Annotated in this window: 14 protein-coding genes and 1 tRNA gene; 10 read left to right on the plus strand and 5 right to left on the minus strand. The window is 34.0% G+C overall.

Translation table 11 applies throughout. The features are described from left to right. Positions 1–37 precede the first annotated feature (37 nt). From LKL37_RS03055 to LKL37_RS03065, 3 genes are read right to left on the minus strand one after another with little or no spacing between them, the layout of a single operon-like run. Positions 38–781: a dienelactone hydrolase family protein gene (locus LKL37_RS03055; RefSeq protein ID WP_431609129.1), complete on the minus strand. Its 744-nt coding sequence runs from the start codon at positions 779–781 to the stop codon at positions 38–40. 58 nt (positions 782–839) lie between these two features. After that, positions 840–1,451, minus strand: a complete 612-nt coding sequence (locus LKL37_RS03060) for an HAD family hydrolase (RefSeq protein WP_431609130.1) — start codon at positions 1,449–1,451, stop codon at positions 840–842. Between the two features lie 59 nt (positions 1,452–1,510). Next, positions 1,511–1,942: a type I restriction enzyme HsdR N-terminal domain-containing protein gene (locus LKL37_RS03065; protein ID WP_431609131.1), complete on the minus strand. Its 432-nt coding sequence runs from the start codon at positions 1,940–1,942 to the stop codon at positions 1,511–1,513. A 7-nt stretch (positions 1,943–1,949) separates the two neighbouring features. On the opposite strand from LKL37_RS03065, the gene holA reads away from it, so the two are divergent. From holA to LKL37_RS03080, 3 genes are all read left to right on the plus strand, one after another. Next, a complete protein-coding gene (holA, locus tag LKL37_RS03070; RefSeq protein ID WP_431609132.1) occupies positions 1,950–2,987 on the plus strand; it encodes a DNA polymerase III subunit delta in 1,038 nt (345 codons plus the stop codon). A 241-nt stretch (positions 2,988–3,228) separates the two neighbouring features. Then, the gene (trxB, locus tag LKL37_RS03075) at positions 3,229–4,170 is read left to right on the plus strand and encodes a thioredoxin-disulfide reductase (RefSeq protein ID WP_431609133.1); all 942 of its coding nucleotides are present in this window, start codon (positions 3,229–3,231) and stop codon (positions 4,168–4,170) included. A gap of 605 nt (positions 4,171–4,775) precedes the next feature. Further along, on the plus strand, positions 4,776–5,153 hold the full coding sequence (locus tag LKL37_RS03080) for a VOC family protein (RefSeq protein ID WP_414846594.1): 378 nt from the start codon (positions 4,776–4,778) through the stop codon (positions 5,151–5,153). 423 nt (positions 5,154–5,576) lie between these two features. On the opposite strand, the gene LKL37_RS03085 is transcribed toward LKL37_RS03080, so the two are convergent. Then, positions 5,577–5,954 carry a helix-turn-helix domain-containing protein gene (locus tag LKL37_RS03085; RefSeq protein ID WP_431609134.1) on the minus strand — a complete coding sequence of 126 codons (378 nt, stop codon included), beginning with the start codon at positions 5,952–5,954 and terminating at the stop codon, positions 5,577–5,579. Between the two features lie 284 nt (positions 5,955–6,238). Here LKL37_RS03085 and LKL37_RS03090 point away from each other — a divergent pair. The 6 genes from LKL37_RS03090 (at position 6,239) to LKL37_RS03115 (ending at position 11,192) form a co-directional block, all read left to right on the plus strand. Beyond that, positions 6,239–6,323, plus strand: a tRNA-Ser gene (locus LKL37_RS03090). Between the two features lie 273 nt (positions 6,324–6,596). Then, positions 6,597–8,093, plus strand: a complete 1,497-nt coding sequence (locus LKL37_RS03095) for a hypothetical protein (RefSeq protein ID WP_431609135.1) — start codon at positions 6,597–6,599, stop codon at positions 8,091–8,093. 10 nt (positions 8,094–8,103) lie between these two features. After that, a complete protein-coding gene (locus LKL37_RS03100) occupies positions 8,104–8,664 on the plus strand; it encodes a DUF6705 family protein (RefSeq protein WP_431609136.1) in 561 nt (186 codons plus the stop codon). A gap of 245 nt (positions 8,665–8,909) precedes the next feature. Continuing rightward, a complete protein-coding gene (locus LKL37_RS03105; protein WP_431609137.1) occupies positions 8,910–9,398 on the plus strand; it encodes a hypothetical protein in 489 nt (162 codons plus the stop codon). A 576-nt stretch (positions 9,399–9,974) separates the two neighbouring features. After that, complete coding sequence (locus LKL37_RS03110) at positions 9,975–10,415, plus strand: hypothetical protein (protein WP_431609138.1); 441 nt, start codon at positions 9,975–9,977, stop codon at positions 10,413–10,415. 327 nt (positions 10,416–10,742) lie between these two features. Beyond that, entirely contained in the window at positions 10,743–11,192 is a 450-nt protein-coding gene (locus LKL37_RS03115; RefSeq protein WP_431609139.1) for a hypothetical protein, read from the plus strand. 167 nt (positions 11,193–11,359) lie between these two features. Here LKL37_RS03115 and LKL37_RS03120 read toward each other — a convergent pair whose 3' ends face one another. Next, positions 11,360–12,148 (minus strand): PhzF family phenazine biosynthesis protein, encoded by a 789-nt coding sequence (locus LKL37_RS03120; protein WP_431609140.1) that lies wholly within the window; start codon positions 12,146–12,148, stop codon positions 11,360–11,362. Between the two features lie 388 nt (positions 12,149–12,536). Between LKL37_RS03120 and LKL37_RS03125 the strand changes: the two genes are divergently transcribed. Beyond that, positions 12,537–13,559 (plus strand): terpene synthase family protein, encoded by a 1,023-nt coding sequence (locus LKL37_RS03125; RefSeq protein WP_431609141.1) that lies wholly within the window; start codon positions 12,537–12,539, stop codon positions 13,557–13,559. The last annotated feature ends 168 nt before the right edge of the window (positions 13,560–13,727 follow it).

Consider the following 13,727-nt stretch of genomic DNA (forward strand, 5'->3'; position numbering starts at 1 on the left):
GGCAAATTCAGAAGTATTGAATTTGCCTTTTTTATGTTTATTTTAAAAGTTCTTTCAGGAACAACAGCGTATGATTCCAGGCTCTTTTGGCCATTGTTGGATTATAATCCGGTGATTTCGGATCGGTGAATGTATGTTTAGAATGAGCATATGTGATAATCTGCCAGTCGGCATTTCCTTCGTTCATTTCTTTGATGAGGTTGTTGTAATCATCAGGAGTAACGCTTTTATCATCTGCGGGATTTTCAACCAGGATTTTAGCACTTAAAGCTTCATTTTTTCGGCTCTGATCTCTCGCAAGGCTGCCATGGATAGAAACCACTCCTGCAACAGGCAGATGCCCTCTTGCTGATTCTAATGCACCAGTACCACCGAAACAGTAGCCAATAACAGCTACTTTGTCAGAAATTGCTCCATTTTTTTTCAGCTGTTCCAATGCCAGCGAAATTCTTTTCTGATATTCCTGATAATTCTGTTTGTAATATCCCGAAGTTTTAGCAGCAGATTCATTGTCAGCCGGAATCTTTCCTTCACCGTAAATATCTGCGATAAAGGCAATATAACCTTGCTTTTCAAGTTCAATGGCAGCTGTTTTAGCTTCTTCATCAATACCTTTCCAGGCTGGAAGAATCAAGACTCCCGGAAGTTTTTTTCCTGCATTGGAGGTAATGAGACCATTCAGTTTCTGTGCGCCGTCCTGGTAGGATACGGTTTTTAGTTTTTGACTGAAAAGGGTTCCTGAAGCCATAATCATTGTGGTTAATAAGATGGAACGTATCATAATTAATTGTTTGTGAATTGTAAGACCGTATTAAAGGTAAGGAAATATTTAAAAAGCGCTAAACTTCAACTCCGAATTTCTTTAATTCTTGTGTTAAATCTGTATCCGGAGAAACCTGAATGGTAGTAAATCCCAGCGATTTTGCCATTTCAATATTCTTCGTATTATCATCAATAAAAACCGATTCCTCAGCCTTGATGTTATATCTTTCCAGAAGCACATGCCAGATTTTAGGATCAGGTTTAATTAGTTTCTCTGTTCCTGAAACGACAATTTTGCCTTCGAAGATCTGGAAAAAATCATAGTTTTCTAATGCGTAAGGAAAGGTTTCTTCCGACCAGTTAGTCAGTCCGAATAGGTTATAGTCTGTATTTTTAAGCTTTCTGAGAACCTCTACATTTTGTGGAATATCGCTTTTCAGCATTACCGTCCAGTTGTCATAGAAAGCGCGGATTTCTTTTTCCCATTCCGGGAATTTTTTCACCTGAATTTCTGTTCCTTCGGCAAGACTTCTTCCTCTGTCCTGTTCAATATTCCATTCATCCTGAGCAATATGTTCAAGGAAATATTCCATTTTTTCATTATCCTTAAAATAATCTTTGAAATAATATCTCGGATTCCAGTCCATAAGTACACCTCCGAAATCGAATATGATGTTTTTTATTTTCATAATTAATATTGTTGTGAATTACTGCTGAGAGTGATTTTACATTTAATTTCTGCTTTTATTTATTCCGGTCTGTAAAACTGATACTGCCCATTCTGATAATAGGCATTGATATGCTGAAGACCGTTTGTCAGGATGATTTCCCTTGCTCCGATGATGGAGTTGTATCTGGCGGTCTGCTCGAATGTTTTTTCTGTTAATTTGATCTGAGGAGCTTTACATTCAATGAGAATTACGGGTTCTGTTTTTTCTGTAACCAGAAGGTCAATACGTTTGGTAAGACCGTTCAGGACAATCTTTTTTTCGGTGATCAAGGCTGATGTAGAATAGGATTTTACAGTAAGATAATAATGTATCCAGTGCTGCCTTACCCATTCCTCAGGAGTGAGCAGAAGATAAGTTTTACGAACCAAATCATAAATAAAAAACTTATCTTTGTCTTTCTTGAATTTAAAATCAAAAGTTTCCTGAAAATTCAGTTTTGGAAGTTCCATTAATAAGATGAAAGAATTAGATTTAATCCTCAAAAATATTAAAAATAAAGAAGTTTTACCTATTTATTTTTTCCACGGAGAAGAAGCCTACTTTATTGATGTTGCTGTAAAAGCCCTTGAACATAACTTTTTGGAAGAAGATGAAAAAGCTTTCAACCAAACGGTTACCTACGGAAAAGATACGTCTTATCAGGAAGTTCTTTCTTTGGCAAGACAGTTTCCGATGATGGGAGACAAGCAGGTGATTATCGTGAAAGAAGCTCAGGATTTAAGACTCAATGAAGAGGAAAACAGAATTCTGGAATCTTATGTAGAAAACCCTGTGCCTTCTACGGTTTTGGTTTTTGCTCATAAGCACAAGAAACTGGACAGCAGAAAAAAGGCTGCCAAAGCTTTGGATAAAGCTAAAGCCCTTTTTTTGAGCGAATCTGTAAAGGAAAGTAATCTTCCTAAATGGATTTCTGATGAATGTGCAAAGCTTAAAATCAATACAGCCCCCAATATTTCTCATCTTCTGGCAGAATATCTGGGTAACGATTTGTCAAGAATTGCGAATGAGCTCAACAAATTAAAAATCATCCTTAAAGAAGGGGATGTTCTTGATGGAACAATCGTTGAAAACCACATCGGTATCAGTAAGGAGTACAATATTTTTGAACTTCAAAAAGCTTTAGGAACTAAAAATGCCAATGCAGCTTTTAAGATTGCTCATTTTATGGGTAAGAATCCAAAGAACAACCCTTTTGTCATGATGCTGGCAAGTCTTTACAATTATTTTTCAAACGTTATTATCTATCAGACTATGGCGGGGCAGTCTCCACAGGCTATTGCGTCACAGATGGGAGTAAATCCTTATTTCATCAAAGACTATGCGGAAAGTGCAAGGCTTTATCCTTTAAAACATGCGACGAGAGTCATTTCTATTCTACGCGAATTCGATATGAAAGGAAAAGGGCTTGGAGCTGTCAATATGGGTGAAGCAGAACTGATCAGGGAGTTGGTATACAAAATTATCAATGTAGATAAGATTAAGATGAAGGTGTAAGGCGTGGTGCCGAGTTGCGAGGTAAGGAGATTCGAGATAGCAAGATATGTGATTCGAGGGGTTAAAGGATAAAGTTTTAATTTTTTATACCGAACCAAATCTCAGAACCCAACAATAACCACCATCGAAATTCAACATATCAGATATTGACAAGTATCATTAAAATAACTTTAAGGAGAAATTAAAAATTCCGAAATTAGCAGTCTTAATTCAAATTAAATCTTTTCGAACAAAGTAAATTATGGAGCAAAACATTTTAGATTGTGTGATCGTTGGATCTGGGCCTTCTGGCTTCACCGCTGCTATCTATGCAGCAAGAGCAGACTTGAAACCTGAATTGTATACAGGTCTGGAGCCGGGCGGACAATTAACAACTACTACTGAAGTTGACAACTTCCCAGGGTATCCAGCCGGGATTACAGGTCCTGAAATGATGATGGATCTGCAAAAACAGGCAGAAAGATTTGAAACCAAAGTTCATTACGAAATGATCACTAAAGCTGAGTTCTCTAAGGAAGTTGGCGGTGTTCACAAATTATATGCAGGAAACAAAGAAATCCTTGCCAAAACAGTTATTATCTCTACAGGAGCTACTGCAAAATATTTAGGTCTTGATGACGAGAAAAAATATGCAGGAGGTGGTGTTTCAGCTTGTGCTACATGTGACGGATTCTTCTACAGAGGAAAAGACGTGGTAGTAGTAGGAGCAGGAGATACGGCAGCAGAAGAGGCTACTTACCTTGCAAAACTTTGTAAAAAAGTAACTTTATTGGTAAGAAAAGACGTTTTCAGAGCTTCAAAAGCAATGGTTCACAGAGTGGAAAGCACTCCGAATATTGAAGTGAAATTCCACCATGAATTAATCGGAATTGAAGGAGAAAACAGTCTGGTAGAAAGAGCTGTAATCATCAATAACCAGACTCAGGAAAAATCTACTGTGGATGTAGAAGGGATCTTCATTGCAATCGGCCACAAACCGAATACAGATATCTTCGTTGGTCAGGTAGATCTTGATGAAAACGGATATATCGTTACTGAAAAAGGTTCTTCAAGAACAAATCTTCCAGGAGTATTTGCTGCCGGGGATGTTCAGGATCATATCTACAGACAGGCTATTACAGCTGCAGGAAGCGGATGTATGTCTGCAATGGATGCAGAAAAATATTTAGCTGAATTACACTAATTATATTCAGTTTTTACAATACAAAGCGTGCCTGATGGGTGCGCTTTTTTTGTATTGTTTTTTGAACCATTAAGTTCATTGAAGTTGAAGGAAAGTTAAGAAAACATCAAAGATGTTGTAGAAAGCGTTACGTTTCATCTTACTATTCTTAATCATTTAATTTCTCTTAATGGTTTAAGTTTATATAAGGTTTAAAATATACAGTTATCAATTTTATCGGAGATAAAATCCTGGCACCTTAAAATATACCGCTTAAAAAACAACTCGCGCTTTTGTGTTTTCCAACCAATCCATACGGAGATTCCTACGGAATGACAAACTGTACGGATAAACTAAGCGTCGTATTTGTCATTCCGCAGGAATCCAACCTGATAATTTTCTAGCTATCATGTAACAGGAATCCATTTTATCGGAGATAAAATCCTAGCGCCTTACAACAGCATGTTTTATATATTCTTAGCGCCCTTGCGTTTTGCCAAAAATTTAGAACAAAAAATCAAAGAAAATCATCAAACAAGTAACAAAAACATTGATATATTTGTGAAATTGCAAAACGATTTGAATTTGCACATAAGAAACTATCAACTGAATAAAAACGAATAAAAATGAAAAGAGTAACCGCTATCGGAGGAATCTTCTTTAAGTGTAAAGACCCGGAACAAGTAAATGAATGGTATAAAACCCATCTTGGATTACCAACCAGCCCATATGGCGCCAAATTCGACTGGAAAGATGAAGAGTCTGATAAAAAAGGATATACACTGTGGAGCCCTTTTAAGGAATCTACCCAATATTTTGAACCTTCTACCAAAGAGTTTATGATCAATTATCATGTGGAGAACATTGAAGCATTGGTAGAAGAGCTAAAAAAAGAAGGCGTTACGGTACTGGATGAGGTTGCTACGTATGAATACGGAAAGTTTGTACACATCCTGGATCCGGAAGGAAACAAGATCGAATTGTTCGAACCGGCAGGAGAGTAGCAAGCTTGATTTTTACCAGAAAACTTCTGAAACCCGTATTACTACATATATCAGAACTGAAGACGTAATCATTCCCCTCCTTTGGAGGGGTGGCGAAAATTCAAAGAATTTTTGACGGGGTGGTTTTCGAAAATTCTCATCTAAAATCACTTCCAGCCAGTTTGGAACGGTCTCCAGGTAGTTATGAAACCCTCTCCAGACCCTTATAGAACCCCCTCCAGGGGGTTCATGTACGGTCTCTACCCCCTTCGGAACGGGGTATCCCCCCCTTAGTGAAGGGTCTCTACCCCCTTGGGTAAGGGGGTAGAGGGGGTTAAGCAAGGGGCTATAGAGGCTTTGGAAGGGGGTAAACGGAATTTTTGAGATAGACAATAAAAAAACGACCTCCACTGGAAGCCGTTTTTTATTCTTATATAGAAGAGATTATCTCTTTTTCAATTTTTCATTTTCTTCTTTTAAAGCCTTAATCTGCTCTTTCAGAAGATTAATGTATTCCTGCTGATTTTCCAAAAGATAATTGGGTACATTGCAAAAAAGATTATAATTAATGCTTGCATTATCATTAAGACTTGAGCTGTCATTAAGGATAGCATTTTGAGTCTGCGCTTGAGAAACTCTTTCCTCTTTAATATCTTCCACAGAAACATTTAAAGCTCTTGCAAGTTTTTCCCATTCATCGTCAAATATTCTAACGTCTCCACTTTCTTTTCTGCTGTAGTTGGAGACATCGGTTGCCAGAATATCAGCAATCTGCTGCTGAGTATAACCTTTCTGCTTTCTTATAGTTCTTAGTTTCTCCATTGTCATAGGGTAGCTGTGTTTTTACAAATGTAGTGAAAAATGTGTGTGTTTGTAAATAGAGGTGTAAGTTTTGTCGTACAAACGCCTTTCTATAATAGGATTCCCCCAAAACAAAGGCGTTTTAGATTTTTATATTAAAACTTTAGTGAAAGAGTGAAAAATAATTCCCTTGATTTCTAGTCTATTATTAAGTTTTGTTAAAATTTGTGATGGAAAAGTTTTGCAGAAAATAAAAATCGTTCTATATTTGCACCACTGAAAACAACGGTATAGCCGGAGTTTAGGGAGAGTTGGCAGAGTGGTCGATTGCGGCAGTCTTGAAAACTGTTGACTGTAACAGGTCCGGGGGTTCGAATCCCTCACTCTCCGCAAAAAAAGCCTTGAATCATTTGATTCAAGGCTTTTTTATTGTACTTTTTTCTTTATTCCTATTTGGAAACATTCCCAAACCAGAAATATTTTATTTTCCAGATCATACAGGTAAATCCTATTTGTACATATTACTTGTACACACGACAAGTTTTGTCGCATTGAGAATGCACATTTGTATTGTTATACAAGATATGGTTTCCCGTAATGTGTAATTGAATGATTGTTATAATTTTAAGCCAAGAAAACTAAAACTTAAAATTAACACAAATAATGAAAAACAAATTTATTTCGAGGTTACTTTCCTCAGTAGCCATCATGGTCTTGTTGTATTCCTGTAGGAATGAACTTTCACCAGAGCAAGAGACTTACAGTAACAGCAGTCAATTCAGACCAACATCCAAAACAATTCGTTTAGAAGAGAGTAAACACAAATTAGTTCTTAAAAATGAATTGCAAAAAGCACAAGAGAATCTGACAGAAATCACAACTAATACATCAGGCAAATCGGTTGATTATGCAAATGGAGTTTCGATTGATACTGACAATGTAACTTATATTGAGGTTGGACCTACTTTCCACACCTACACATTTAATTTGGTAAGAGAAAATGCACCTGAAAATGCGCCTCTAGAAAATTTGGTATTATCTTCGCTTCCTGACGGAACTTATAAAGAACTTTTAGTAACTTACAATTTTACACCACAGGAAAAAAAGGATTTACTTGCAGGAAAAGGAGTGAAAACTAAAGGAAAGGCTACAGCCATGGAACTTGCAAAAGGAACCTATGGAGGGGGAGTTTTTAATAGTATGGGAACTGTAGAATCTTGTTCTTATCAAACGGTAGATATGTACTTCGCTTGTTATACGGGAGAACATGATGCAGATAATGAAAGTGAATGGGGAGGCTGTAAATGGAAAAGTGAAGGAGGATATCCGGCTCAACACATTACTACAGTTGCATTAGTCTGCACAGCAACTACAGCCTTGGGAGATGATGGTTCACCAGGAGGTGGTGAATTGGGACCTACTACAGGCTTAGGAAGTGGACCGAATGAAGGAACTCCTACAACACCGACCTTTGTACATCCAAAATATACACCTTGTGGAAAAATAAAAACTCAAAGAAGCAACGTTGACTTTTATGCTAGAATGAGCTTGTTGGAATCTAATACAGGACTAAAAATGGAAACAGGGTTTATTCAGAGAAATAATAATGATTATGAATATAAAGACAATGCCACAGCCACCGAGACAAATAACTCTTTAGGCCTTCCTAATGCTAATTTGCCCGAAAACAAAAATATAAAAGGGTATATGCATACTCATGTCAATGACTTTACATATTATGATACTACAGAAGGAGCAGATGCCACAAGGTTAGGTATAAAGATATTTTCTCCTGCTGATGTACGATACTTTATGGATATGATAAAGAATGCAAAAGATAATTTTAATGATTTAGGAGAAGTTTATGCTATAATGGTTTCGAGTTCTGTAAATTATCAAATCCGTTTTACTGGAACCGAATATCAAATTAAAACTTTTACAGATGCTCAAGTTGAAGCTTTTAGAGACGTTTACACGGATTTCATGAAAGATAGAATTGGAAATCAGAAAAGTTTAGAAATTGGTTTTCTTAAATTTATTAATGACAATATGAGTGCAAGAGGAGTAAGTTTGTATAGAATGAATACAGACGGAACAAACACAGAAATTAGACTCAATGATGATAAGACAGATACAACAGAAACAAATTGTCCAAACTAAAAAAAATATTATGAAATACTTATTTTTTGCACTAACACTTTTTACTGCTTCATGTAGCGCACAGACAGTATCATTGGAAACAGCTGCTCAATGTAGAGCAACATCAAATTGTCCAAACTTCACATATATAAAAGACAGTAGTAACTCTCTTGATAAATATGCAGGAACATGGAAGGGAAATTATAACGGAAAAATATATGAATTTAATTTTATAAAGAAATTAAATCTTGGTGAGGATATAAAAAAAGATAAATTAATTGGAAGGATGAAAGTAACTGATTCTAATGGGAATATTATCTATAATACTTTTAATGAAACCGATGATACAAAAACTAAATTCAGAGGTGATAATTTTCAACCTGACTTAAAAGCATATATGATGAATTTTATTGGCAACAGTGAATTTGCTTGTGGTGAACAAGGTATTGTTTATTTAAGAATTAAACCAGAAACTCCTAATAAAATGAGTGTTCTCATGTTACAAGATGCAGATATTACATGGGGAGAATGTCCACCTAATTATCAACCTACTATACCTTATAAAAAATCAATATCTTTAGTAAAACAATAGACTAAAGTTTTTAAAACATTAAAAAATGATTGATATTACCACAATATCAATCATTTTTATCCTAAAACTATTTGTAGACGGGCAACATTAATTATTACGAATTTTACTCCTACTCAAATGATCTTACACTTTCAATATTTACCTAGTTTTTATGATGACACCTGTCAACAAAATGCTTATGTAGAGCAGAATAATGACTTTCCAATGAACTTTCCTAAAGATATAGCATTGATAAAGCAATAGTTATGATTAATAAAATTTTATCTACAGCAAAATTACTATATATCTTCACTTTTTTTTTGTTGACTTCATGTACTTCACAAAAAAATAACAATGAATATATACAACTCAACCATGAAAATGTAATGTTTGTAAAAGGTGATAAATTGACAATTACCTTGCTTCCTGCAGATAGTAAAAGAAAGAAACCTGTTATAGTAAAAATTTTAAAAAATGATCAACAATATAATAATAAAAGAATAACACTTGTTGAGTATCAGAAAATTTATGAATTGATTATAAAAACTAATCAAAAAGATATAGAACTACCACGAAACCCTAATGTAATGATATCTATAACTGACGGTGGTAATAATTCAATAATTTTAAAGAAAGATACTCTTACAAAAAAATTATATAGTTACGGTATTTCAAAAGAATATCATGGCAAATTTTATGAATCTATAGAATTAATTTTAAAGGTAGCAGGACTCAATATTCGAGAAATAAATTGAAATATTGTTATATTAATCGGGTAAAGCCAATCATTTTAATTTTAAGCCACTTGTAAACAATTGCAATCCTTAACCATGTTTCGTTTAAAACTTAATAAAAACACCCCGGGAATAGCTCAAGAATAGTTCCTGAACCATAAATTCCAGAACAGGAAACCAACTCTGTTTAGTATAGAATATAACCACATTTACTCATCATGAAAAAATGATGTGGTTTTTAGCAATTGCAAGTTATTTATAAATTTATAACATTATGGAACAAACGATTAGTGAATTTAGTTTTAGTTTATTTGTAATACAAATTTTGATTTTAGTTTTCATAGTATTACTGGGTTATTTTGTATATAAAATTTACAAGAAAATAAAATAATTCAAGAATAAATGTGTAATAGGATTACAGTATCATTAGGTAATAAGGTTTAGTGTTTTTAAGTTTGATAAATAACTTGAATTAGCCACACTTGTTCTGATGATTTAATGATTGGTTTTATCACAATATCAAAAAGGTAAAGCCAATCATTGTTATTTTGAGACTCTAAAAAATGTGTTATTTTTTGGTTTTTACAATAAATAAATATGAAAAAATTAGCAATAATAATTACAGGATGTTTTCTACTTTCATGTACGGTTAATAAAAGTAATTTTAAAGAAGAGTTAACAGTACAAAATTTTAAAGATAGAACTTTACAAAAATGTCTATTGAAAGGTTATGGGAATAAAGATCTTGTTAATAGAATATATGATATAGATAAAACGCTCTATGACCCTGTTGCAACAGCTTTATTTGATGATGAAATAGACTCTTTTTTGACTCCTAAAATAAATAAAATGAAAAAAGACTCATTGGAATCAATCGGTAAGGTTTCTGAAGCGAAAGCAGGGAAAATTGTATTTGGAAATTGCTGGTATGTTTATAAAAGTAAAGAACTGGATAAGTTTGCTACGAAGCATATTAATAAATATAAAAAAGTCAAAGATTTAGACTCGTTGATTCTTTCAAAAAATCCAGCTTTTTAATTTATTTAAGATGCATTAGCTGTAAGCTAATGGTAGCTGTATTAATGGATGTTATTTAATATATAGATGTTAGGATATTACAATAAATATTTATAAAAAATAATAACGAAATATTTAAAATTTATGACTAAAATAAAGTTAATTATATCCATCATTTCCTTTTTATTAATTTATTCATGTTCAATCAATGAAAGACCACAATTCAGATATCGAAGTGATAGAAAACAAAAAAACAATGAAAAGGAATTTTATTTATTTTCATAAAAATTTTAATCGCTTTATTGAATTGGTTCTCATTTAAAAAATGGATTAAAATAACTTAAAATAATGTTTAAAAAATTATTTATAATTTTTGTTCTATCTTCAGTTTGGCAATCATTATTCTGTCAAACCTTAGAAAATAATTGTCCTAAAAGCTTAACATATTTTGCTTATACACTTCCTATTGATGGAAATAAATGGTATACGCCTATTAAATATGAGATTCAAAATGATTTAATTGAATTAAAGATTCTAAATAAAGAAAAAGATGAGCTATTTATTAGATTCAAGATAGTTGAAAACTTAATTTGTGATTTTAAAAATACTGATAATTGTAATCTCAAATATAAAATTTTGACTTATGATGAAGAAACTGATTCTTACGAACAAAGAGTATCTGAAATAGAATTCAAATTTTCTGATGGAAAAGGTAAGATTTATATTCAACATCCTAATTTCCCTCTAATTACTAGTGATGCGACATCCATAGATAAAGCTCAAAAGTCAATTCAATAGCAGGAACATGGGAACTATCAATAGAATTTTTTAATCCAATTTAAAATGAAAACATAATTACAGGAATCATCCCAGCAATATAAATAAAAAAGCCTTGAATCAAATGATTCAAGGCTTTTTTATTGTATTATATTTGCACTATTATCACAAGAGCTACTGATCTCTTTTTACTCAATCCAGAAATACCCCATAGAATACGTTTTGGCTTTCCCGGCCACAATTACTCTTTCATTTTTGTTTTCACAATAGAGCTGTCCGCCTCTTTCAGATATCTGACGGGCAAAAAGCTGATCTTTTCCTAATCTTGATGACCAGAAGGGGATGAGTGAGCAGTGCGCAGAACCGGTTACAGGATCTTCAAGAATAGAGGATTGCGAGGTAAAATACCTTGAAACAAAATCACAGTCAGTGCCTGCCGCAGTTACAACCACACCACCCGGATCAAGATTGATAAGATCAAATATGGATCTTTCAATTTTGATATTTTGTATATCCTCTTCAGAATCGTAGACCAGAACATAATCTCTCGCTTTGAAGACCTCTTTAGGCTGTATATTAAGCGATCTGGATATGCTGTCCGGAAGGGTAGAGGGTACAGGCATTCTTGATGGAAAATCCATATAATAAATTCCATCTTTAGCTTCAACTGTCAACTCACCACTTTTCGTTTCAAAAATGATTCTATCACTTTGATAATTTAAGATTGAGATTAAGCAATGAGCTGTGGCAAGGGTAGCATGTCCGCATAAATCCATCTCTATTTCAGGGGTAAACCATCTAAGATGAACACTATTGCCATTGTCTATAAAGAAAGCGGTTTCTGCTACTGCATTTTCTCGGGCTATTTTTAAGAGAATTTCATCGGGTAACCAATTTTTTAATGGAACAACACACGCCGGATTTCCATGGAAAATAGATTCTGTAAAAGCATCTATTTGATATAATTCTAACTTCATAGGTTGTAAAAAATTTGTAATACATAAAGATACTCCATTTCCGATAAGTAAACGTCTGGTATTTCAGAGAAAATCATTTTTAGAAATAGCTTTGGTTTTTTAACATTGTAAATGGTTGATATTCTGTGTTGTAAATATGAGTTATGTTAAAATTCAGTAAGTAATTATTTGATAATCAGCATATTGAACATTGTTTAGTTATATTGTGTTTTTTATGTAAAATGTAATATAATTAATTGTATATTTAGTATATAATTAATGATTGTATCTTGCTGTTAATGAGTTAGGTATATTGTTTTAAATGTGTTTTTCAGCGTTTTGTGAGGCTGGATATATTCAATAAAATAATATATGGGTGAAAAAACTATAACTATTAAAACATACAATCATGAGTAATGAAAAATTTAATCCCCTTGAACTTCTCCAGAATAAGTTCAGGTATCCATTCCCAACTCTAAAAAATCCACATGCTGAACAGCTCCAGGAGATTACTGAAAATCAATGGATTGATGGAGAATATTTGTGGCTCTACGAAAACAATCCTAATGTGCGTAAAAAGTACAAAAAAACGAAGACTGCACATATCGCAGCACAGTGGTTTCCAACTGCTTCTGCTGACCGGTTCAAGCCAATCTGCAGGCTGATGCTATGGACCTTATACAATGATGATTTGTATGAGGAAAGCGATCCTGAAGAGATAGATACTATACATGCCAAGTCTATTGCCATACTGTATGGTGAGATCAGTGCAGTCCAGTCCGGAATACCTCTCGGTTCTATGCTTGCTTCGTTAAGAGAGGAATTGCTTCAGTTTATTCCACAAGAATCAATGCATCGTTTTACACAGATGATCAGCAGGTATTTTAGTGGTCTTAAAAAAGAACAGGAATACAAGAAGAATAAGATATTTCCTACAACAGCAGAATGCATTGTCCTAAGGGAAGATTCCATTTGTCTGTATCCTTTCCTGCAGCTCACCGAAGTTGAAACAGGCATCACTCTGCCTCCTGAAATTCATAATCATCCTGTGATCCGCCGCCTGCAGGCACTTGCCTGTCATCTGGTAACTTTTTTCAATGAAGTTCAATCTGTAGTAAAAGATGAAGCAACAGGCAGCATTTACTATAATATCGTGAAGGTGATCCAGAATGAACGCAGGGTCTCATTAGAGGAAGCCTGCCTGGAAGATCTTCGGCTTCATAATGAAGATCTGAAGGAATTTGTAACCCTGCAGGCCTCACTTCCAGACTTTGGTGTATGGCACGAGGCTGTGGTCAATTGGGTACATTATATGAGTATGGTACTGAGCGGCTGGAAAAATATATCTACCAAGCTTGACCGTTACAACAGGACTGAATTTCCTAGTGCTTCCGAATTAAAAGAAACCTTAGGACAGAACCAATTTCAATAAAATATGAATGATTACCGCAGTGTTTGAAAAGACATTAACCTCGTGGCGATTATACATTGAGTACCTGCCAGATGTGCAGAACAGATTGATGGATATACCCATATGTGAATGCATGATCTATGAAATATAAAGCGGTATTATAGCAACAATCAATATGCTAAATAAATC

Origin of the sequence: Chryseobacterium sp. 'Rf worker isolate 10' (assembly GCF_050753305.1) — a bacterium.
Taxonomy (GTDB): Bacteria; Bacteroidota; Bacteroidia; order Flavobacteriales; family Weeksellaceae; genus Chryseobacterium.